Here is a 23,242-nt window from a genome sequence, read left to right on the forward strand (position 1 = left end):
CCGACCTGTACCGCACGACTCCTGATTAATCCGCCACTCCATTATGCCGTCTCTCCACCCTGCGCAGCTTCGTGATTCCCGGTTCGAACGTATACGGAACGAATCTAACCTCAGGCAAAGTGCATTCGAGCCGCTCTCCCAGCTTCATCAGTTCCCGCATTACATCAGCCTCAACCTGTTCCAGCACTGCGCTCCCGCCAAGCCGAAGGGATACTTCCATTGTCCCGTCTCCTTGCTGCACCACACGATAATGTTCAATATCCGGCGAAGCCGCAATGACTGAACGGGTGACAAAATCCGGAAAGACGGGTACCGCCTCACCCGTATGTAGTTGTGAAAAATAAAGCGTGTCATCACAGCGGCCTTCAATCCGCTCAATGGCGGTAAACGGTGAACCACAGGCACATGGCATGGCTGCCTCGGTCAGAATATCATTCAGTCGATACCGCATGATCGGCTGTGAGGTTCTGGAGAAGTCCGTAATAATGGGCACGAACCGCCGGGTGGCGGGATCAATGAACTCTTTTTCAATATGAACGATGTCTTCATTCAAATGCAGTGTGCCGTAGCGACAGGTCGCACCTAGAAATCCTTCTGTACATTGATAGACTTGATGAACGGTCTGTCCGAAGACCTGCTCCAGCACCTTGCGATCCAGGGGGTCCAACACTTCGGCAACAGAGATGATTTTATCCGGTACAGCGGTCAGATGTCCTGCCACATAAGCGTCCGCCAACATGCGCAGCATGGATGGAGGAGCTACCCACACGGTAGGTTGATACGTTTCAAGTCGCTTCACCAAGGTCTCCACACGCTCCAGCAGATCAAAGTACTGAAATTGCAATTTGCCACGTTGCACCGATTCATACAGATTACTGTTGGCCCGCAGGAAAAATGCAATCTTGGCAGGTTTCCACAGTCCACCAGGCAGCAACTTAGCCAGCACCGTGCCGGTCCAAGCGTCCTGCTCCCGATCACTCACCAAAAATATCCCCCGGTTCCCTGACGTACCCGAAGACAGTCCAACCGTCACCCCTTGAATGGAAGGTTTGAAATCACGTGTTTCTTCACTTTCGCCTGCAAGAGCCAGCGCTTCATCCTTGGTAATGCCCACCGTGTTCAGTGTATCGAAATGTTCCATCATGATCGATTTGTCAATCAACGGAAATCTTCTCCAGTCGGATGCGTCCACGTCACCCCACCACTTCCGGTAAAACGGAGATCGGGCACGGACCTGATGCACATGCCGAATAATCCGTCGTTCTTGCCAGCGCTCAAGTTGTTCTCGCGTTTTCCACTTTCTCAGCCCACGTGCGAGAGCATAATGAACCACAATACGAAGGGTATTGCTCATCGTTTCTGCCCTCCTGTACCCCAAGCGTCCAGTACCTCTCGGCAATGACTTGGCACAATACGAATGTGGGGAAACTGCTGATGCAGCCGAACTAGTCGGTCAAAGTTTCGTCCATACTCCTGTCGATCCGACATAATGATTCCAGCGAGTATATTCGGTCTACGCCGTTCACGAAAAGCTCGACTCGACCACACCGCGTCCGCGCATAGGAAATAGTCATGTTCTTCCGTACGCAGCAGGAGCCCCATCATTCCTTCCGCATGACCAGACACATCCACCCCCAGCAGACTGCCATCGCCAAAGATATCGTAGACCTCATCAAAAGGGAACTCTTCCCCCGCTCTCGTCCAACGCTCAGGCTGACGCGTAACAGGCAATGATCTGGCCGTAAAATCCTCGGGCAACAGCCCAGCAAGAAAACCTGCCCTTACAGCCGCAATCGGACCGAGTGAGCACACAGCATCATAGGCTCTTGGAAGATAGATGAATTGTGCCTCCGGGAAATCTCGTACAGCCGCGATGTGATCGCCGTGAAAATGCGAGAGGATGATATACCGAATATCCGAAGCTTTCAGCCCGATTCGAGCCAGAAAATGAAACGCACTATCCTCTTCACGATAGACCACAGGTGTAATATGACGATACAGTGCGTTAGGCAGATGAGCCGTTTCCTCGAAAAAGCGGGAACTATATCCCGTGTCCAGTAGGATCGGTCCATGTACAGGATGAATGATGCAGGCAAATCCTGCAGGGAAAGGCACTGGGGTCAATCGACCACCGCGCAGCGTCAGAAACTCTGGATGTGTGCAGTAACCCGCCGCACCCAGATATAGTTCTACCGGAGTTGTCGTCAGCATGATTCTGCCCTCCACCAGTCTGCAAATTGTTGCAAACCCTCTTCAATGGACACCCGAGGGACGTACCCCAATTGCTCCCGTGCCTCTGTAATATCCAACGTCTGTGGAATAGATAAGGAGCCAACGGTATACCGTGTTAATGGAGGTTCACCCAACACAGGAATAAAGCCATGAACCCGCTCCAGCAATGCTGCCACACCATATGCCGTGCGATAAGGAATGTTCCGTCGACGCAGAGGCATATCCAGCATGCCAAACAGATTGCTTACCAACTCACTGAACGTCCTCGGATCGCCATTGGAGATATTGTAGGCTCTACCAAGTGCTTCTGTAGAGGCATCGCGGCACAATAATAAGGCATCCACCACATTATCCACACATGTCAGATCGATTAATGCCTGTCCATCACCGATCATGGGCACTCCCGATTTCGCGTTCGCTGCGACAATCCTGGGAAATAACGTCTGATCATACGGACCAAAGATGGCACGCGGTCGAATGATGATCGACGGAAGCCCCTTCGCATGCCCCTCCATTACAACCTGCTCAGCGAGAAGCTTCGTGGCTGCATAATGATTAGCTGGTTTGGATGGCAACGGGTCATTCTCATGTACGTTATATCGTGGTATGTAGTTAAAATATATACTTGGAGTCGAGACATGTATGAATCGCTGTACTTTATTATGCAGGCAGCCCTCCGTAAGGTTTTGTGTGCCTTCTACATTACTGCTATAAAAGTCACGATATTTACCCCATGGCGATGATAGTGCCGCACAGTGAAACACCACATCCTTTCCTGCACACGCTTCATTCACTGCTGCCTTATCCCGTATATCTCCATTGAGGAATCGAATTCCTGCCGATTCAAGTGCTGCACCAACCTTTGACTGTCGGCCCATGCCAGTTACTTCCCAGCCCTCTTTTGCAAGTCGTATCGCGAGGTGTCTACCCAGACATCCCGTAGCACCTGTAACCAATGCTCTATTCATTGTTGTTCACCGTTCCATTCTATGTCGTGAGTCAAAGCTTCAGTCAGCGAGATCTTCTGCGATCTTGCCAGATGCCAGGCGGCCAACACCACTCCGAATTGTTCAAATATTGGCTGGATATCCTGCCCTACATAGACCACATCCCTGGTTCCACGCCACGCAGTTATCCATGCACGGAGCTTCCCTTTGCCGAAGATCTGCTGTACTCCGCTTCCCAGCATGGGAAGCATGAGCATGGCTTTGCTGCCTCGTGCGGGCGTGATCATTCTTCTTTCTTTGACCAATGTCTCCGGTTCAGTCAGTGCACGCACCAAGTCACCTCCGGGATGAAACAGATGAATCCCACTCGTTGCCCTCGGATTACACTCAATCGCGTATACTCGCCCATCCTGATCTTCTATAAAATCAAACCCAATCTGTCCACTAAAACCCGTTGCCTCAACAAATTGTCTTACCCACGCAAGGGCACCCTCATGTTCCACCTGTTCAAAAAAGACACTGGCTCCCACGCTTCCTGTACGATAGCGGCTGTCGTAGGTGGAATGCGCAACCAGTTGCCCTTCATGCGCTATGCTGTATGTACATAACATCTGACCGGGAATGTAGGCCTGTGCAACCCACGGTGAAACAGAAGATAATTCTTCTTCGTCTGGAGGGTCGTTTCGGAAATGTCGATGATTTTTATGGCTTACATCCCATTGCTGATCACTGCCTGTCCCATTGTCATAGGTTATGATTTTCGGCATGCGTACTTTGGCGGCAAAGCGGGAATACACGGGTTTCCATACCCAATTCCCCACCGTTTGCAGAACAGACTGAGTTTCAATCCATTCCTGCTTATTATTGATGAGGCGTGTATCCGGAACCGAGAGACCAAGTGATCCTGCAAGCTGGATAAAGTTGTATTTATGGTGCAGTTCATGCAGCTGTTCCAGAGTCGTAACCAGCACACGGCAATGTGCACGCAGCCTTTCTGCCCCTTGAGCAACATAGAAGACTTCTTCACACATCGGAATCAACAGGTCGATCTGCCACTCCTGAACCAACCGCTCCAGCTCCGCCAGATATGCACATGTGTCATGACGCGGCGATGGGACCTCAGCGCACTGTTCCACTGCACCTGTTGATCGGGTCAGATGCCGTGCTGCACTCTCCGCAACATACACTTGGTGACCTGCCCGATGAAGCATACGCGCCAGGTCAAGCGTTACAGGAGCTCTTCCGCCGGTAAGCAGCACACGGAGAGAAGCAGATGCACGATGTCCGGTTCCCTCAGATCTAGTAGTCAAAAATGAGTCCTCCCAATGATAATCCGGCGGCCGTGCCAATCATCAGCACCCGATCCCCCCGCTGGATTCGCTGCTGCTTAATCGCTTCATGTAGCCCCATTGGGATAGATGAAGCAATCGTATTGCCGTGATTTCGTGTGATATCCATAAATCGATCTTCAGCAATATCGAGCTTCTTACGGATCAGTCTCATCGCCATGGCACTCCCCTGATGAGGAATAACCAATTGGAAATCCTCCATCTGAATCCCCGTCGCTTGCAACATATCGCCGATGAATCCGGGCAGGAGTCTGGAAGCCATGCGGAAGATGGCCTGTCCATCCATATGAAATAGGTAGGGCTCCGGCTGATCCGCCTTGTACTTCGAAGCATGCAGCCGTGTACCCCCACCTGCAATCTCTGAGAAGCGAGCACCTCGGCTGTAAGTTCGAAGTGAAGCATGTACGATCTGCGACGATGATCCTTCAGGCGAACGCTCAATAATGACGGCCGCCGCTCCATCACCGAACAGGGCCGCACTCTCTTTATCAGACCAATTCAATCCGGCTGAGGCAATCTCAGTCGCTACGAGCAGTACTCGCTGGTAACGTCCGGCATCTACCATATAGGAGATTACATCCAGTCCGTTAATGAAACTCAGGCAGGTCGCATCCATATCGAAGGCGGGTATACCTGAATCTTGCTGCCCCATGGCCTGCTGGATAAACACCGCCGTACTTGGCAACGGTTGTTCCTTCGTGCCACTGGTGCACACCAGGCAGTCGATATCCCCGAATTGCAGTCCTGCATCCGCCAGTGCAGCTTCCGCAGCACGCGCGCCCATGAACGAGGAGGTTTCTTCGCCAGAGGCATAATGGCGTACACCTACGCCTGTTGCTTTGCTGACCCATCCAGCAGGCACGCCCAAGCGGCGATCCAGTTCCTCATCAGTGACTTCCTTTTCAGGCAGGTACTTCCCTGTTCCCGCGATCCTTACTCTTCTAAGTTGCATTTCCCCAACCTCTTTCTGTTCATCTGACTGATTAATAGTAGAAGCCTTGAACATATATAATAAAAGGGCAGATGCCTCTGCCCTTCCTGTTGTGTTTTCTTTTGTTATTAAGTACTGTCATTTCTTCTTATTCAAAATCTCGGCAAGTGCCGCATCCAGCGTACCGTATGTGAAAGTGAAGCCTTCCCTCTCCAATCGCTCAGGAATGACCCAACGACTTTTGAGAACCAGTTCCGTCTCGGTCTGAATGAAACGTGCACCCAGTTCAAGCATCCAGCGAGGAGAAGGCAGTCCGATCCGAACACCCATATGTTCTCTCAGGCTCGCCATCAGCTCCCGATTCGTAACCGGATGCGGTGAGGAAGCATTGAATACACCATTCAATTGCGGATGCTCCTGCAAATATTTCACCATACGAAACAGATCCTCGATATGAATCCAGCTGAACTGCTGTGTTCCTGCGCCTTGCGATCCACCTAAGCCAAAACGGACCAGGTTCGTCATGGGCACCATCACGCCCCCCTCACCAAGCACAATCGCAATCCGCAGTGCAATCTGACGCGTAGACGGCAGACTGAATTCAAAGAAAGCCTGTTCCCATGCCTTGGCAACGTCGACCGAGAATCCGGAGCCAATCTCGCCCTCTTTTTCCGTCATGGGACGATCTTCAGCATGTCTGTATATAGTCGCCGTACTCGAATTAATCCATAGCTCAGGAGGGTGGTTACAAGCCAAGACGGACTCGCCAAGAATACGTGTTGTACGGGTCCTGGATTCCAGAATGACTTTGCGATTCTCATCCGTATAACGACAGTTCACCGATTTACCCGCCAGGTTAATCAGCATTTCTGCTTCTTCCAGTGCCTCAATAATCCTTGCACGATCTTCCCAGGCAATATGACCGGGCTGACGCGAGATAATCAATACCTCATAACCCAGCTTCTTGAACCTTTGAGCAAAATCCTGTCCTACAAATCCCGTTCCACCAGCCAATACAACCTTCTTCACGGTATCCCCTCATTTCCCATACTGGGTAAAGAATTCGCAAGATATAGATTGAATACTTCTATGCATGCAAAATGCAGATATTAGATTAAACACCGTCGCTGACCCTTTGGTTTGGTTTATTTCACACCCAGAGCTGCGTACAAGCGATCCCGCTCTTCGATAGCCCATGTGTTTGCAGGGTTTTGTTCCAGCTGATATCGAAGTTCATCATAAAAATCATGGATCATGAATCCGTCTGGCAAATTACCAAGCATGGCTGTAAAGTTATACTGCGGCAGTGTTCTCTTTCCTTCACTGATCTGCTTCAGCCAGTCCATCCACTTCGCAAGAGTAAGCACTTCCTCCTGCCATAACTCGGCTTGTAACCCAAACGCATCCTGAAGTTGCTCGTACGCCAATGGATCAGCGAAGGCGCGGCAGGCCTCAACAGCCAGTTCATACAACTCGGTCACTGCACGACGTACCTCATGCTCAAGTTCAATCTCCAATCCTCCCATGTAATCCTGGACCTGAATGCTCTGTCCATCATCATATAGTAGCGGTGCTTGGGCCAGCAGGCGTACAATCTCTTCCATCTCTTGCATTGAAACTTTCTTCTGCTCATAAAGAGCAGGTAATTGATATGCTGTAATGATCATTCACTCCTACATCGTTCTTCTATTAATGACGTATATTATAGCATGGTTTGAGATTCAAATATTTGATTCAGTTCAACTTGTGCAGAGACAATGACAAAAAGACAACATAAACTCTATTCGGAGAGTCTAACGTTGTCTTTTCGAATATATGCCAATCGGTTAGATAAACGTTTTGATCGTAGCAAAATATTCACGAATCATGTTGACGGGTTTCAGATATCCCGGTGACGGGGCCGATATGCCGTATTCTGCCGCATAACCGTTCTTGGCAGCAATATATTTGGAGCGAAACATATGATAGTCACTGGTGACAATCATGATCTCGGGGTGCTCCAACCCAGATTCAAGAATAATTTTTTTGGAAAAGGCCAAATTCTCCTGTGTACTTGTGGAACGATCTTCCATAATGACTTGGGCAGGGCTAATCCCCTGTTCAATCAAATAGTTTTTCATGGCGAGCGCTTCGGGAATCGATTCCCCAGGTCCCTGCCCACCTGATACAATGACGGGTGTCTGAGGGTGACTGCGAATGTAGTCCAGACTGGCGTCTAACCTTTGCCTCAGGGTCAATGACAATTCCGTTCCACGGATGCCTGAACCCAGAATGATAACATAGTCTGCCTCATCCGGATCATTCGCACCGAGCTGTGTGAATACAAGTGCTTCAATAATGACAAAAGAGACGGCAGCCACGCCAAATCCGGTAAGGATAATCCGTTTCAGAATAACATGCTTCTGATAGTCGATCCGCCTTAGTACGATAAAAGCCACCGTGATCATTCCGAAAAACATGACTGGGAATCTTTGGCCCCAGAAGGTCAGAAACGCCACAAAACATGCCAACAGAACAAGATCAATGATCAGCCCATTTTTTTGTAAGAACTTTTTTATCAAATCCGTAGACACTCCTTCTTGTACCCACAATTCCTCAAATCACTTATTATTCAAGCTGTTATTATCGTTAGTTTCGGCCATTGTTCCTGCCAGCGCTTCTTCTGTACGCGCTGATTGTAATCATCAGTATCCGTGAAGAACGGACTTTTCCGGACCACGAGGTGATACAGATCATGCAAACCATGCGGAGCACAGATGTTCACCCGATCCTCTTCATCCAACTGTACTCCTATGGCAGTCACAACTTCTGGCCAATAACGAAGAGCATCTTCAGTAGAATGATAAGGAACTGTGCCATTGCGCAGATGCATTCTCGCCTGATTTTTGACCGACCACTTTGGATTGCCAGTCTCCTCACGAAGCTGTTGTTCGAGCTGTATGTCTCGCTCCTCACGCAAGTCTTGCGCATCATAATAGACAACATCAATATCGCTATGAAGGTCACGAAGAGCATATCCATGAAGAACATCCCAGATATAATTACGAATATATCCTGCACCTATGTAACTTTGAGGCAAATGGAGACTACGAACTCTCCGCAGGTCATGCATTAATGCCTCGTGCTTAATGATCGTCTGGATGAATGGGTCCTCATATAACATGTCTCCCTCCTCCTCCTGCGGTTTACCTCATTGTCCTCTTGATAGAGATAAACCCTCGTTCCAATATATCATGTTTACCTAGCTGCAATAAAATGAACAACGCTTGAACATCCTCTGTAACTACTTCGAATCTTTGATCAATCACATCCAAATAACCCATAAACAGCTTCGGTTATCCGAGTGTTTACGGGCTACAATGATGGAGTTTGAGACGGTTATATTTATTTAATTGGTATCCAGATTTGTGGCGGCTGATTGAGACCCGGGTATACTTCCAGCTCCGGCATATATGCGTGCTCATAAGGGTTCGATGGAAACCATTCCGAAATAATCTGTTTCCACAGAAGCTGCATGCTCTCCGGCATCGGGCCCTCTACTTCAAATACACTCCATTTGGAAGCAGGCATGGTGAAGCTTGATAATCCTTCCGGCGCTTCACGATCATAAGTCGTAGCAATCCAGTACTGCATCTGTTTCTCCTGAATTTCGCTCTGATCCACTACGACACCGAGTAACCCTGGAATATCCCCGTTGTTCAGATCAAATAAACGATCTTCTGTACCGCTCGTCCACGCTTCCTGCCACATCTTCCCGATCCCTTGCAGATGTTCCCCATCTGCATATGAGAACGTTTGTTTTACTCCGACCAACGTAAATTCAGCTTGCTCAACAATTTTGTACTTCATCGGCTCTGCTCCTTTTAGACTCACTTGAATCACCAGACGATTATACGAGTGGACAGCGTTACTATTCTTTCGAGCCTCACGGGGTGCGATACCATGTTGTCTACGAAATGCTTTGGAAAAAGATTCAGGTGTTTCATAACCATATTTAAGCGCCAGATCAATGATTTTGTGTTCACTTTGCAGAAGCTCATGTGCCGCCAGTGTCAATCGTCTGCGTCTTATGTATTCGGCTACAGTAACATCAGTTAATAAGGCAAAGGTACGTTGAAAATGAAAAGGAGAGATATGAGCCTCCGCTGCAATCTGCTCCATCGTCATATTTTCGAGCAAGTGGTCTTCCATATATTGAATAGCGACCTGTAATGAGTTGATCCAGTTCATGTGATAATCACTCCTTGATGTCTAATATAACGGATAAACACCCCAATAACCTGTCATACTGTGCTTTCATTTGTCCGGTTTAAGCGCAGGCGATGTAGTTCATATAACCCCTGCTCACAAAATTTGACAATGTAAACGATTTACTATAGCCTGTGGGTATAATGATCGTTCTATCTTATTTTGAAGGGAGAGTATCACTGATCATGAGCAGCAAAAAGGAAATGCTTTTGAACGTGGCTGAAGAATTGTTCTACCTTCACGGCTTCCATTCCATTGGCTTGAAGCGGATTATCACGGATGCAGGGATCGCGATTATGACGCTATACAATCACTTTGAGTCCAAGGATGATCTCATTGTCCAGGTACTCTTGCGGCGCGAACAGCGTTATTTAGAACAGCTAAGGCAATATGCAAACAATAAAGCACAACCCATGTTCCTCAATCTGGCTGAAGGACATGCAACCTGGCTGAAGGAACACGAATCAAGAGGGTGCTTATTTTTACGCGCCAAAGAAGAATTCGGAGGTCATGCAGACCATATCATCGTCCAGACAGTGAATGCGCATAAAAGACATATGAGAACTTTAATCCAAACATTGGCGCCTGCTGCAAGTGATCGAGATCTATTGCGATTCTCCCTGCTGCTGGAGGGTTCCACGGCACTCGCTGAGACAGAAAATGTAAATGACGTCTGCCGTGAACTGATCCATATGACGCAAACCAGTTTCAAATAAAGCTATTCCGGGTGAGTTAATATTTCAACTCACTTTTTTATTTCATAAGAAATATAATGATCGTTCTATCTAAAAGGCGGTGGATTTAATGAAAAAAATTATCTTTCCAGGCATTGCACTTATCGCTGTATGTTATGCGTTCGGGCGATTCAGTTATGGATTGTTTATGCCGGAAATTTCGGAAGCCTTACAATTGAATGATGCAGCCTCTGGCGCGATTAACTCAGGAACGTATATTGCCTACTGTCTGTCCCTTCTAACTGCACCACTATTAATTAATCGCAGGGGACATCATTATGTCATTCAGTTGGCAGGGATCAGCGCAGTGCTCGGATTAACCGGCATTGCCTTTTCTCAAAATGCATGGGTTCTTGCCTTTAGTGTATTTCTAGCCGGTTTGAGTACAGGCTGGTCCTCTCCAGCCCTCGGTAACACGGTTAATGCCGAGCTTGCACCCGATCTGCAAGCAAGAGGCAACAGCTGGATTAACACAGGGACCAGCTTCGGGATTGTTATATCCGGCCCACTCTACTGGCTATTCACGGATTACTGGCGTCTAACCTACATCCTGTTTGCTGTAATCGGTGTTGTGGTTCTGTTTTGGAACAGACGTGTTATTCCGGCAACCAAGACACCGCCTTGTACCAAATCTCTCTGGACATGTATGAAACCAACCAGACCAGGTTCTGCTCTGCTTATGGCTTGTCTGCTGACAGGTTTCAGTTCTGCAATCTATTGGACTTTTGCCCGCAACTTCCTCACGGACGAGAAGGGGGCCTCCGATTCGGAAGCCGTGTTGTTCTGGATTGTGATGGGGGTTATGGGGATACTCGGCGGATGCGCTGGCCGCATTATTGAACGTATCGAGATTGGGCGGTCCTACCGAATAGGCATACTGTTATTGGCTATTTCGCTGGGGGTTATCCTACTGCCATCGATGACTGCCAGCCTGATCTCTGCCATCATGTTTGGCAGCACGTATATTTTCCTGACCAGTGTGTTTATCGTATGGGCAACGAGACTATTCAGTCCGAATGTATCCATCGGAATCAGCCTTGCCTTTCTCGCGCTGGGTGTCGGGCAATTTCTCGGCTCTTCCATGGCAGGTTACACAATTGAAGTGTTTTCCAATACAACGGCATTCCTGTCCTTTGCTGTACTCGGCCTGTTCGGATTGCTAATTCGAGTGAAATGAATAACAGAACAACCTTCTGATCGTGTTATTCTACTCGGCGGACACTTCCGGTCACTCCATGTTGAAGCTGTACATCTGTAAAAGTAACCGTCGTCCCTTGCCCAATTGGGGACTGGGCCACAATGCCAACTTTGATCTCATCCGGGCAGTCGAGGCCGAAATAACGTACCAGCTTCCACTTCTCTCCATCCTGAGAATAATGGAAAGCAAAGCTGTTGCCTGCCCGGGCTACACGTAAATAAGGCTTGTTAACCTCTACAGGTGCTGATACACAATCATCCGAGTTACCACGAGTAACGACACTAAGAATGGACGGCTGTTCTTCGAAATACTCAAAGCAAACTTTAGCCCAATTCGTATCGTCCACCCTCACCATCAGGCAGCCCGAATCATACTGTTCTTTCATATCCACCTGTACTTGAGTGGTGATGCTGAAATCTCCCTTGATTATCGTATGTAAAAATGGAGCTGAGGCTTTCACCGGCTCACCTCCCGGATCAATAAAAAAGTCACTGATTGGCGAAACGGTTATTGTTACTTTGCCGTCTTCAATGGACCAATCTGCTGGCTCGTTCAGCCATCCCAGGTTGGCAGATAATGTTTTACCTGAACATTGTTCGAATAGATTCGTCATGTGGCACACCCTTTGTCTGTGATTTTGAATTCGCTGAGTTCTCTGTTGTATTCGTGAAATAACGGAATTATCCTTTCGGATCAGTAAAAGGAAAAAAGCGACTCACATGAGTCGCTTGTATTTCATATATACATAATCGTATTCGGTATGTCATATCAATAGCACACTATACCGGCAATACATCAGATGCACATCTGAACCCGATATGTCCGGTCGATGTATCCGGCGTATTGGAAATCCGTGCTGCCACTCTGTACCGATTGCAATAGGAACGGTGGCATAGGTAGGAACCACCTTTTAACACCTTGCGAATTTCATCGGGAGAAGCAACAGTCTCAGCAAGTAAAGACTTCTCATGATCCGTCACGTAGTTGTCAGCGCACCATTCCCATACATTTCCTGACATGTTGTACAATCCATATCCGTTAGCAGGAAAGGATCGGGATGGGGCCGTGCCCGCATAACCATCAGCGGCATTATTTTGAGTTGGAAAGGTACCTTGCCAGATGTTGCACTGGTGCTGTCCATCCGGCCTCAGAACGTCGCCCCAGGGATATTTCTTCTGGATTAATCCACCTCTTGCTGCATATTCCCACTCAGCTTCTGTAGGCAGGCGCTTCCCCGCCCAGCCACAATACGCATTCGCATCGTTCCAGGAGATATGAATAGCGGGATGGTCAGCCCTGTCGTGCACATCAGAGTCAGGTCCTTCCGGATGAGACCATTCCGCACCTTCGACAACCCACCACCAGGGCGTTTGCTGCGCCACGGTACGAACATGCGCAGCCGTTTGCGAAGAAACGAATACATGAAAAACAAAGGACCAGCCGAATCGCTCGGCCTCTGTTCGATACCCGGTCTCCCGCACAAACTGTCCAAACTGCGCATTGGTCACCGTGCATTCATCCAGATAAAAGGAGTCTACCTGGGTTTCCCTGACAGGCCCTTCCCCATCTCCTGCAAAGGCTTCCGGGTCATTGGTGCCCATAAGGAAACGTCCACCTTCAATTAATATGCTGTTCCTGTCGTTTCGTCCGGCGATGTATTCATCGTCTCCCGCCAGCGCATTAGGCGGTAGACGGTCAACGAAAAGTGGAGATACATGGTCGGACGCTGCACTCATCTCACGGTAAGCCGTCGATTCAGACGTGTTTTCTGATCGAATTCCCTCCTTAAGCCTGCCGCTCCGGCTTGCAGAACAACAGCAAGAAACTCCCTTTTCGGGTATCTGACCATGCATCTGAAACATCCCCTTTCACTGCTTTAAGACTCCTGATTCCCACTGTACAAGACAGGACGAATGTTCGGAACCGTTGGTGTTGTCATTCCTTCACCCAGATAATAATCAGTCAACAAGGATTGCATATATCCTTTCACCGCCAGTCCATTACGGTAAGCCGGATTATGCGACAGGGTGTAGATGCGGACATCGGATGATATCGTTGTTGTGTACAGACGCAGTTCTTTGAAATCACTCGTTTCATAGAGAATTTCCTCTCTCCAATCCCCCAGCAGATCGCCATAGAGTACTGGGGCGTTTCTGGAATTTACGCGAACATCATCGGCTGTAAACAGACGTGTTGTCGTGTTCTGCTCCCAATCCCACTTTTCCACAAAGTTCTTATCCAACAGCTCGCCGAGCACATCACCATCCCACCAAATTCTGAAATTGGTCGAGGGCTGGACTGAGCTGATCACTTCACCGTGCACATTGTAGATATGGCCTGAACTGGACCACATCTCAAGCCCATTGTGCCGTGGATCAATATCCGCCAGCGTTCCCCGTGCGACGTCCTGTGGGACTTCCCCTGTACGAATAATCTCGCCCGTCGCCGCATCGGCATAAAACCAAGGAAATTGATTGACGTTTCCATTCTTCGCCTGCTGAACCCCGAATTGCTCCAGCCCCGGTCGATCCGGATCAATGTCTGTAATGTGGAATCGATCACCATGGACTACGCCCGGCAGACTGTATAAGGTCTCTCCGTTATCATCCAGCGCCCAGCCTCCGAATGACACCTCATCCTTCCCATCCCCGTCAAGATCCAGTATACGAATCTGGTGGAAAAACTCACCGTCCGCTCCAGCATGTCTCCAACGCTCGGTCAGGGCACCGTCTGCATAATCATAGGCTGAGGTCACATACTGAAAATTACGGCTAAGCGCACGATTCTTGAGCGCCGTAATCAAGCTTGGATGTTCACCATCCAGATAAGCAATGCCAAAGTGCCCACTGAGTGGACCATCGGCTGCATAATCATTGGTTATCGCTGTGCGTGCCGCTTCTGTTCCGGTCAGTCCATCCACGACGGACACATATTGAGCACGCTCCGTTGTCGCAGGAACGACCTGACCATCTGCAAACCTCACTCCTTCAAAGGTACGCAGCAGTACTTCAGCCTTCCCGTCACTGTCCAGATCAAATACCGTTATATTGTCGTTGTCCCGCCAGCCTCCAAGTCCCGGCACTCCAAATTCACTGACGGAAGCAGGCGGCGCATTATATGTATCTATCGTTGTGACACTGTATGGACCCAGATCAATCCGCCACAGGAAACCTTCGGTCAGACTGTAGGCTTCCACATATTTATTCCCTCCGTTCACCGGAATTCGGGTGACCACGTATTCATATTCCCCATCACCGTCCAGATCCCCAGGCCAGCCATGCTGCACAAAATAATCGGACGGATTGGGTGTTATATTTTGCAGCGGAATACTGAAATAATTACGGATCTCGGGATTGGTTGCCAATACGACCTCGGCACTCGCATCCTGCAACTCACCGTCCACATAAGACTTCACGATATACGTGTGGCTCAGGGTTACATCCACATTTGTATCCGTATAATTGGTTCCCTGCGTCAAAGGCTGGGCGTTCAGCTTCACCTCTTCTGTGCCCGTCCGACGATAGATATCAAATGTAACCTGCTGCGGTTCGGTCCCAAGCAGACGCCAGCTCAGATATACCTTGTTCTCTCCCAGATATACGGCAGTAAGGCCTCGTCCCAGATTTTCAACCAGACGTGGTGCAGACCCTTCTGCGGCATCTGCCTGAAGTACTCCCCCTCCCGGTGATACAATGCCGGTCCATCCAATAACTCCACTTAACAGTAACGTGAATAGTACTTTGGTTCCTTTGGCCACAGTTGATTTGGTTTTCATTTACAATGCCCCTCCATCGATGGTTTGTATATGCATAAAAAAAGGCAAAGCCTGTTATCTCTGTCCCCACAAGCCAATCTAATGAGATCGACTGCTCTGGTTCAGTAATAACTGCTTTGCCTCCGGATGCCCGGTCAACATGGTCTATCTACCGCTCTAACGGCTTGGTTCCTCCACGATCATAGAAAAAGGGGCCTTTCGCCCAACTGACAGCCAGATGCATCAGCAGTTCGGTCTTTAATTGCTCCCGAATTACAGCATGCTGCTCCTCATCATACAGGTTCGTCCACTCATGAGGGTCAACCGTCAGGTGATACAATTCCCCCTTCGTTTCATGCACTCTAGATGCAGACTCCGCGACAGAGCCTTCCAGGTACAGAATGAGCTTCCACTCCGCAGTCCGCCACATATAGGCCGGAGCCGAATGAGGTGCCGTTACTCCCTTTCCATGAAATTCACAGAACGTTCCCCGATGCCGGAGATCGCCCAGCAGATCGACACCAGGCAGCATCGGATTCGCTTCAAGCCCAGCTGCACGTGTCAATGTCGGCACCAGATCCACCAATTCCGCAGGCCCCCGATCAATCGTTCCGCGCTTCTGCTCCTGAATGTGGGTACCGGACAATATAAGCGGCACCCTCACACTGCTGTCATACAGATTATATTTGGTGAAACGAAACTGTCGTTCCCCCAGCATCTCTCCATGATCCGAGACAAATACAATCAGCGCGTTATCCAGCCTCCCCTGGTTCTCCAACTTCTCCAAAGCGAGTCCAAAGTAATGATCGAGCCAGGAGCAATTCGCCCAGTATCTAAGCGTAGTCCTCCTTCGCTCCTCCGAGCTGCGCTGGTCCCATACCTTCTTCTTGTCGAGGTACGACTGTCGACTATTCGAATTCAATTCATCGGAAGCGGCCAGGTGAGTCTGCACTTCATCCTCCCACGGCGGTTGCGGGATATCCGGAATATCTTCCAGCCTGTACAGGTCTTCGAATGCTTTGGGCACATTGAACCCGGCATGTGGCTTCAGGAAAGACAGATAAAAAAATAACGGCCGCTCCGGGTCTATCCCTTCATCCAAAAATTGCAGCGCCTGCTCGGCTACCCAGCCATCCCGATGCTGATTCATCGGAATCTGACTTGTAAGCCCTGTATAGCCATTGACATTTTCCTCACCGCTTCCAAAATCCTTGGTCTCCTCATGGTAGGCTTCCAGCGCTTCCGGATGGGAGTCACCCATCATTGTCGCTCCCTGTTCATAATGACCACTTTGACGAGAAAGTCCGATGGATCTTACTTCGAACCCTCGCGTGGAAGGCTCATCTACGCCTTCGCTATGGTTCCAATGCGTTTTTCCGAATCCGGCTGTCTGATACCCTGCGCGGTGCATTAACTCCGGCAAAGGTTCAGAAGGCAGCTTGTCTTCCTCGAACAATCCGCCATAATTCGTTCGAACCCCAAGCTGTGACGGATAATATCCCATCATCATGGAACTTCGGCTCGGCGCACACATCGGCGATTGGCAGACCGCATCGCGGAAAGTGATTCCCTCGGCTGCAAGTTTATCGAGATTCGGTGTATGAATATGTTCATTGAACGTTCCAATACAGTCCCATCGCTGCTGATCCGTCATGAGAAAAATAATATTTGGCTTGTCCTGTGACACGTCACATCCCACTCTCCTTTGGGCTGAAAACTAGGGCGTGTCTTAAACGGAGCGGTTACCCCGATTGTGCCCGGTATGCTTGTGAATGTCTTCCCGGTAACGACTTGGCGTCGTCCCTTCACTTTTCTTGAACAAACGATTAAAGTAACTGGGCTGATAGCCCACCTGCTCCGCAATTTCACTGATCTTGACGTCTGTCGATTCAAGCAGCTCCTTGGCCCGTTGGAGCCTTATCTCAGTCAGATAGTCCACAAAGTTCTGCCCGAATGCCTGCTTGAATGCCCGACTTAATGTGTAGGAATGAATCCCGTAAAGATCTGCCAATTCATCCAGCGATAACGCTTCTGCATACTGCTGCTGCGCATGCTCCTTCATCTGATGAACAGCCATCTGTATCTGCTTCTCTTCCTTGCCTGTGAATTCCTCTACACATACATGCACAACCCGTTCCCTGAACCACAGGAACAATTCATCCAGATCATGCAGTTGCAGCACCTCTTCATACATCCCTACACCAAACAGTTCAACCGGATCTTCCCCTAATTGCAAAAGGGTATGTTGTATGCGTGCCAGCAGTTGGAATAAAGCCTGACGAACATGCTTCTTTGGCGCTTCAGATCTGCCTATAAATAGGCTGAACTGTTCCAGAGCAGTGTCCTGTTCACCACTCCGTAATGCCGAGATGATGGCCTGCTCCAGCTCAAGCGGATAAGCTCCATGTTCATTCACATCCTGCTCTGCCTCCTCATTCATATCAATGATGGTCACATTGGAAGAGAACTGTCTTTTCCTCAACACAGCCCTCGATTCTCTGACCAGCTGTGGGATATGGGAAGCATCTGATGTGAGTTTGCTGATCGAGACTGTCATGCGAACGTTCCATTCCGACTGCACGGCTTCCAGCCAATGCTGGGCCATCCGAGATAATTCTTGCCTGAATTCAGGTGTCTCTGTCTGGACCTCTGGAGGGACAGCGAGCAACAGCGCAATGGACATGTCATGGTAATTGATCGTCTCGGCCCGGTAAGGAAGTCCCTCCAACTGCCTGTTCAGCATGTCCGTTGCGGCAAAACTGATCCACTCCTGAGATTCGCTCCGATTTCGCTCCTTAGCCCCATATAGAAGAAATGCACTCGGACGCATGTGAGCAAACAGGATGATAAACCGCTCATCCCGAAGGACCCAGCCCAGCTGTGCCAGACGTTCCTTCCATTCATGGTCGGATGACAGTAACAGATGACCCAGCGTGAGCTGAATCAGCAAGCTCTCCCGGGCGAGTGGAAGCTGCTCTTCCAACCGTTGCTGCAACGATTCTCTCTCCTGATTAACGCCGATCCAGCGCTGTTCAATATGCTTGATTTCATCCAGTTGTACAGACCCATTTGAGCGGGTAGACGCTGCAGACAACACTTTGGGAGAGGATGACACTTCTGGCGCTATAGCGTCGACCGGTGCTCCAGTCACGGTAAATATTCGCAGTAATTTCGTAAACGGTTTATAGAGCTGGAGCGAACCGACCCACGCCAGAATAAGAGCCAGTAAGAGTCCTGATCCGTTGACGAGAAGAACGATTCGGGGTACAGACACAATCGGAGCTACAATTTCATTGAGGGGAACCGCGGACACATAAGTCCAATCGGTACCTAGTCTGCGGAAGGTGCCCGATTGAACCGAGTAGGTCAGTCCCTCATATTCCATCAGGAAAGAAGACAGATTCCCTTTCAGGTTCAACATATGTTCACGGACAGCATGCTGTAATCCGCCAAGCGCTTGGTCTTGCGGAAGCATGGGCTTGCCCTGCTCATCCAGCAGGAATGTCGTCCCGCCATTATACGGAGACAAGGTCTGTAACATGTTACCCAGTTGCTTGTTATCCAGCGTAATCGTTAGTGCACCCAGTGCATCGTCGCTTCCACCCGGAAGTCGATTCACCATCATCATGGACATGCCATCCATGGAGCGGGACCAATATGTGGCCTGGGGCTGGTGAGTTAGCAGTTCATACTTCTCAATCTCCCCAGCGTCTTTAACAAAATCATATCGTTCAGAATCCATCTTCACGGCCCGGGGTTCCCCCAGATACAACTGAACTTTGCTGATCAGTGTATTGGAATTCTGAATCATCAGCAGCAATCGGTACAGTTCATGAACCTGTTTATATTTGAATACAAAATCGAGCTCTTTCAGACGGTTATCGAAAACCGGATCGAAGGCCCACTGCGAGAAGGTCAATTCAAGCGCATCCAATTGTTCGCCAACCCACACGGTGCGTTGTCCAAATTGATGCAGATGGGTTTGCTGCAAAATCTTTTCCATTTTGACGGTGACCCAGCCATACAGCAACACCCCTGTAATGACTCCCGGAATACAGGCGATCAACAGAATCATCATCAGGCTTCGCCTGAAATAACGCCCTTTGGGTAGTGGGTCTGCTGTGCGCTTGAATATCATCTGTATGGACCTCCTTTCCGGGAATACCCGCCTGAATGCAGACTTATCCTTTGACCGAGCCGATCAGGGCTCCTTTGGCAAAATGCTTTTGTATAAACGGATACACCACCAGCACTGGTAATATGGCTACAATGATCGCGGCCATCTTCAACATTTCTGTCGGCGGTGTCTCCACCTGCTGTCCAGGCGCAACCAGATCAATGTTGGATGCATTCAGCAGCATATTTTGCAGTAATACTTGAATGGGCCATTTCGCAGAATCGTTCAGATATAACAGTGCCGTGAAGAATTGATTCCAGTACCCTACGGCAAAAAACAATCCAAAGGCAGCAAGCGCAGGCATCGATAAGGGCAACACAATCGTGTACCAGGTTCGGATGGCACTACAGCCATCAATGGACGCTGCTTCGCTGATCTCTGCGGGCAGGCTGTCGAAGAAATTTTTCATCAGCAACACCGTCCAGCCATTGGCAAGCGCAGGCAGGATCAGTGCCCAGATATTATTGATCAGCCCCAGTTCCCGCACCAGCAGGTAATTTGGAATGATGCCCGGGCTAAACAAGATGGTTAGTACAATCAGGAACATCAGTATTTTTCTGAATTGGAATCGCTTCTGGGACAGTGCATAAGCCAGAGAGGATGATACAGCCAGGCTGCACACCGTACCGACGGTTGCCAGAAATGCACTGTTTCCCAGCGAGCGTGCAAAGGCAGGCGTGGATAACAAATACGTATAGGCTTCAACAGACCAGCGTTCCGGGAAGAGTACGATTTTCTTTTGCAAATACTCTCCGGGGTCCGTGAATGAAACGACGAAAACATAATATAGCGGGAAAAACATAACCACAGCCAATAGTCCAAGCGTAACCACATTCAGGGACTGTCCAATCCGCTCACTCCATTTCATGCGATGCATTCGAAACCTCCTCTCCATTGATCAAAGGCTGGTACGGATATGGGTAGGGTACCGGTACTAACTAATAGACGCCTTCCTGACCCAAGCGCTTTACCACACGATTTGCGACAACGACCAGCACCAGACCAATTACGGATTTGAACAGTCCAACCGCTGTACTGTAGCTGAAATCTCCCTGCTCAATCCCTGTGCGGTATACATAGGTGTCGAATACTTCGGCCACTTCAGATACAGCGCCGTTGTACATGAGGAAGATTTGCTCAAACCCCACTTCCATGATGTCTCCCAGCCTTAAAATCAAGAGTACGATGATGACACTGCGGATGGCAGGCAGCGTAATGTGCCAGATCTGGCGCAATCGTCCCGCTCCATCCATGCGTGCCGCCTCATACAGCTGAGTATCCACACTCGCCATGGCCGCCAGAAACACAATCGTGCCCCAACCTGCTTCCTTCCACATCGCTTGCAAGGTGACCATGATCCAGAAGCTGTCCGGGTTCGTTAAGATATCCACGCGGGGCCATCCCCATAAAGCGAATAACTCGTTAATCAGTCCCGTTCCTTTGGCGAACAGCAGCAACGTTAAGCCAGCAATGATTACCCAGGAGAGGAAATGCGGCATATAGATAATCGTTTGAATGAGTCTCTTATACGCCACACTTCGCAGTTCATTGAGTCCCAGGGAGATCAGGATCGGAAAAGGAAAGAACAATATCAGATTGAGCAGGCTGATCGCCAGCGTATTTCGGAACAACAAGGCAAAGTCCGGATTATCAAAGAGTGCTGTAAAGTGCTGCAAACCAACCCACTCACTGCCCTGAATCCCCCGAAAGGGCGAGTAATCCTGAAACGCAATGATAATGCCCCACATCGGGATGTATTTGAAAACGAGGAAGAACAATATGCCCGGCAGTGCAAGCACATATAACGACCGGTCACGCCGAAGTGCAGACAGCAAGTTTAATCCTTTCTTTTTGGTTGAAGTCTGCTTCCCCTTAACCGTACTCATTCGTTGCTCATGGGTGCTCATGGTTTGCAGCTCCTTCCCTCAGATTCACTGTCCATTTCTTTTCTTGTATGCTTCGGTCATCTCATCACTCATGGCCTGGAAATTCGGATCATTCCGCAAGGTTTCCACAAAGGCATCCCAAGCTTCAATTGGCTCCCGGCCCAGAATAATCTTTGCTTTCAGATCCTGGATCTTCTTGTTGAGTTCAGGCAGCACTTTCTGCCCGGTCTCCGATTGAAGGCCGGCGGCCAGATCCGCCACGCTCGTTTTGTCTCGCTCTGCCTCCACTTTTTTGAACAGTTCATTGGCCTGTGTCTCTTCATCCGTTTCACCAGTGGTATCCCAAGGCAGGTCGATGACGTTAACGATATGATTGAAATCCGACGCGTTATCCGCCGTCAACTTTTCACTACTTGCTACCTTTTTGCCATCGACCACTTCATAATGTGTACCTTCAATCCCGAACTGCTGGATTTCAAACACTTCCGGATTCATCCAGGTATCGACGAGTTGGAGAATTCGTTTCATCTTCTCTTCCGGCACACTGGCAGGGATCGCCAGAATACCGTTGTACCCCGAACCTTTCGGATTATATCCATTCAGATTGGTCAAGGGATAGAAATCCGTATATTTAAAAGAAGGATCGACCTTCTTCAGGTCATCGGCATAGATTTTGCGCATCGTACCTGTCTTGTCCACGATAATACCCGCCTGATTGCGCTTGAACAGTTCTCTGGCCTGCGTCAGCTTGAGCGAAAGCAGATCTTCCGGCATCATGCCGCTGCTATAGGCTTTGGTTAGATATTGAAGGGATTCTTTCACCTCGGGTAACAGCTCCCTGTAGACCAGCTTCCCCTGAGACTCATTCCATTTCCAACTGCTATTGGTTCCGATAAAGGAATTCTCAATGGCACCGAGAACGGGGCCCAGATTACCTCCCCAGCCGAGATCATCGGGACTAATATACGCGGCAAGTGCTGTGGTATCTTTAGTTCCGTTACCATCAGGGTCCTGCTCTACAAAAGCCTCCATCACGTTGAATAACTCATCCGTGGTCTCTGGCACCTGCAAATTCAATCGGTCGAGCCAATCCTTGCGGATGATGAAAAAAGAATCTCCAGTGACTGGACGAGGCCGCGGGATACCATAATTGTTGCCGTCTGCTGCCTTGGTCGTATCCCATGCAATATCAGGAATGCCTCCACTGAGATTCGGATAGTCCTTGATATAAGGGGTAATGTCCCAGAAAGCACCTTGTTTGACCATCTTGGTGAAAGTACTTCCAAACGGATCATTAATCATGATCAGATCAGGTATATCCCCGGAAGCCAGGGTCAGATTGAGCTTGTCACCATAGATATTGTTGGAGACCCACTGGATATTCAATTTGGAGTTAGTTACTTCTTCAATGGCACGTTTGATTACATTATCATCAGCAGCGGGGACGGCACTCGGCGTGATGGTCATAATGCTGACTTCTAACGGATCGTCTGCATTGCCGCTGTGCCCACTTACCTGTCCTTCTTCTTTACTTCCGCATGCACTAAGTACCACGGACATGACCATGACAACCGATATGATCCAGGTCAGATTACGGGTGTTACGTTTCCCCACTTTTTGCATAGGCTTTCCCATCCTCCTTAGTCTCTTAAACCTATAGTCTTAATCGGATTAACGATTAAAAAAGGGGCTTTGACAGGCCTTTGAAGAAGATTCTTCCTGACCAGTCAAAGCTTTCACTCACTATAACGAACACCCGTATTTCCTGCAATTGCACTTTTTTGCA

The 23,242-nt window shown here is 49.1% G+C and carries 20 protein-coding genes; 2 read left to right on the forward strand and 18 right to left on the reverse strand.

The window, feature by feature from the left end; all coding sequences use genetic code 11:
* Positions 1-25 precede the first annotated feature (25 nt).
* The 10 genes from FS628_RS05810 to FS628_RS05855 form a co-directional block, all read right to left on the reverse strand.
* Entirely contained in the window at positions 26-1,354 is a 1,329-nt protein-coding gene (locus FS628_RS05810) for a F390 synthetase-related protein (RefSeq protein WP_145319921.1), read from the reverse strand.
* Positions 1,351-2,211 (reverse strand): MBL fold metallo-hydrolase, encoded by an 861-nt coding sequence (locus FS628_RS05815; protein WP_145319923.1) that lies wholly within the window; start codon positions 2,209-2,211, stop codon positions 1,351-1,353. Before FS628_RS05815 ends, FS628_RS05810 begins: the two co-directional genes overlap by 4 nt.
* A complete protein-coding gene (locus FS628_RS05820) occupies positions 2,205-3,200 on the reverse strand; it encodes an NAD-dependent epimerase/dehydratase family protein (RefSeq protein ID WP_145319925.1) in 996 nt (331 codons plus the stop codon). Before FS628_RS05820 ends, FS628_RS05815 begins: the two co-directional genes overlap by 7 nt.
* The gene (locus tag FS628_RS05825; protein WP_145319927.1) at positions 3,197-4,489 is read right to left on the reverse strand and encodes an ATP-grasp domain-containing protein; all 1,293 of its coding nucleotides are present in this window, start codon (positions 4,487-4,489) and stop codon (positions 3,197-3,199) included. Before FS628_RS05825 ends, FS628_RS05820 begins: the two co-directional genes overlap by 4 nt.
* Entirely contained in the window at positions 4,479-5,480 is a 1,002-nt protein-coding gene (locus FS628_RS05830) for a beta-ketoacyl-ACP synthase III (RefSeq protein WP_145319929.1), read from the reverse strand. The genes FS628_RS05825 and FS628_RS05830 overlap by 11 nt, the downstream gene beginning before the upstream one ends.
* A gap of 117 nt (positions 5,481-5,597) precedes the next feature.
* Positions 5,598-6,488, reverse strand: a complete 891-nt coding sequence (locus FS628_RS05835; protein ID WP_145319931.1) for a TIGR01777 family oxidoreductase — start codon at positions 6,486-6,488, stop codon at positions 5,598-5,600.
* Positions 6,489-6,604: 116 nt separating this feature from the next.
* Positions 6,605-7,126: a hypothetical protein gene (locus FS628_RS05840; protein ID WP_145319933.1), complete on the reverse strand. Its 522-nt coding sequence runs from the start codon at positions 7,124-7,126 to the stop codon at positions 6,605-6,607.
* A 159-nt stretch (positions 7,127-7,285) separates the two neighbouring features.
* Positions 7,286-8,020: a YdcF family protein gene (locus FS628_RS05845; protein WP_145319935.1), complete on the reverse strand. Its 735-nt coding sequence runs from the start codon at positions 8,018-8,020 to the stop codon at positions 7,286-7,288.
* Between the two features lie 50 nt (positions 8,021-8,070).
* Complete coding sequence (locus FS628_RS05850) at positions 8,071-8,622, reverse strand: nucleotidyltransferase family protein (RefSeq protein WP_145319937.1); 552 nt, start codon at positions 8,620-8,622, stop codon at positions 8,071-8,073.
* A gap of 221 nt (positions 8,623-8,843) precedes the next feature.
* Positions 8,844-9,689 carry an AraC family transcriptional regulator gene (locus FS628_RS05855; protein ID WP_145319939.1) on the reverse strand — a complete coding sequence of 282 codons (846 nt, stop codon included), beginning with the start codon at positions 9,687-9,689 and terminating at the stop codon, positions 8,844-8,846.
* A 203-nt stretch (positions 9,690-9,892) separates the two neighbouring features.
* Here FS628_RS05855 and FS628_RS05860 point away from each other — a divergent pair, with 203 nt between their 5' ends.
* Both FS628_RS05860 and FS628_RS05865 read left to right on the forward strand, forming a co-directional pair.
* On the forward strand, positions 9,893-10,423 hold the full coding sequence (locus tag FS628_RS05860) for a TetR/AcrR family transcriptional regulator (RefSeq protein WP_145319941.1): 531 nt from the start codon (positions 9,893-9,895) through the stop codon (positions 10,421-10,423).
* 88 nt (positions 10,424-10,511) lie between these two features.
* Positions 10,512-11,618: an MFS transporter gene (locus FS628_RS05865; RefSeq protein ID WP_145319943.1), complete on the forward strand. Its 1,107-nt coding sequence runs from the start codon at positions 10,512-10,514 to the stop codon at positions 11,616-11,618.
* 25 nt (positions 11,619-11,643) lie between these two features.
* On the opposite strand, the gene FS628_RS05870 is transcribed toward FS628_RS05865, so the two are convergent.
* The 8 genes from FS628_RS05870 to FS628_RS05905 all read right to left on the reverse strand — a co-directional run bounded on the left by FS628_RS05870 (position 11,644) and on the right by FS628_RS05905 (position 23,079).
* Entirely contained in the window at positions 11,644-12,252 is a 609-nt protein-coding gene (locus FS628_RS05870; RefSeq protein WP_145319945.1) for a DUF1349 domain-containing protein, read from the reverse strand.
* A 166-nt stretch (positions 12,253-12,418) separates the two neighbouring features.
* Positions 12,419-13,492, reverse strand: a complete 1,074-nt coding sequence (locus FS628_RS05875) for a formylglycine-generating enzyme family protein (RefSeq protein WP_260870932.1) — start codon at positions 13,490-13,492, stop codon at positions 12,419-12,421.
* Between the two features lie 23 nt (positions 13,493-13,515).
* Positions 13,516-15,414, reverse strand: coding sequence for a rhamnogalacturonan lyase family protein (locus tag FS628_RS05880; protein ID WP_145319947.1), 1,899 nt, complete (start codon positions 15,412-15,414; stop codon positions 13,516-13,518).
* Between the two features lie 148 nt (positions 15,415-15,562).
* The gene (locus tag FS628_RS05885) at positions 15,563-17,080 is read right to left on the reverse strand and encodes a sulfatase family protein (RefSeq protein ID WP_145319949.1); all 1,518 of its coding nucleotides are present in this window, start codon (positions 17,078-17,080) and stop codon (positions 15,563-15,565) included.
* A gap of 42 nt (positions 17,081-17,122) precedes the next feature.
* The gene (locus tag FS628_RS05890) at positions 17,123-19,531 is read right to left on the reverse strand and encodes a helix-turn-helix domain-containing protein (RefSeq protein ID WP_145319950.1); all 2,409 of its coding nucleotides are present in this window, start codon (positions 19,529-19,531) and stop codon (positions 17,123-17,125) included.
* A gap of 43 nt (positions 19,532-19,574) precedes the next feature.
* Positions 19,575-20,447, reverse strand: coding sequence for a carbohydrate ABC transporter permease (locus tag FS628_RS05895; protein ID WP_440131248.1), 873 nt, complete (start codon positions 20,445-20,447; stop codon positions 19,575-19,577).
* Positions 20,448-20,508: 61 nt separating this feature from the next.
* Positions 20,509-21,456: an ABC transporter permease gene (locus FS628_RS05900; protein WP_222125209.1), complete on the reverse strand. Its 948-nt coding sequence runs from the start codon at positions 21,454-21,456 to the stop codon at positions 20,509-20,511.
* Between the two features lie 45 nt (positions 21,457-21,501).
* Positions 21,502-23,079 carry an extracellular solute-binding protein gene (locus tag FS628_RS05905; protein ID WP_260870933.1) on the reverse strand — a complete coding sequence of 526 codons (1,578 nt, stop codon included), beginning with the start codon at positions 23,077-23,079 and terminating at the stop codon, positions 21,502-21,504.
* Between the last annotated feature and the right edge of the window lie 163 nt (positions 23,080-23,242).

The organism is Paenibacillus xylanexedens (assembly GCF_007676705.1).
Taxonomy (GTDB): Bacteria; Bacillota; Bacilli; order Paenibacillales; family Paenibacillaceae; genus Paenibacillus; species Paenibacillus xylanexedens_C.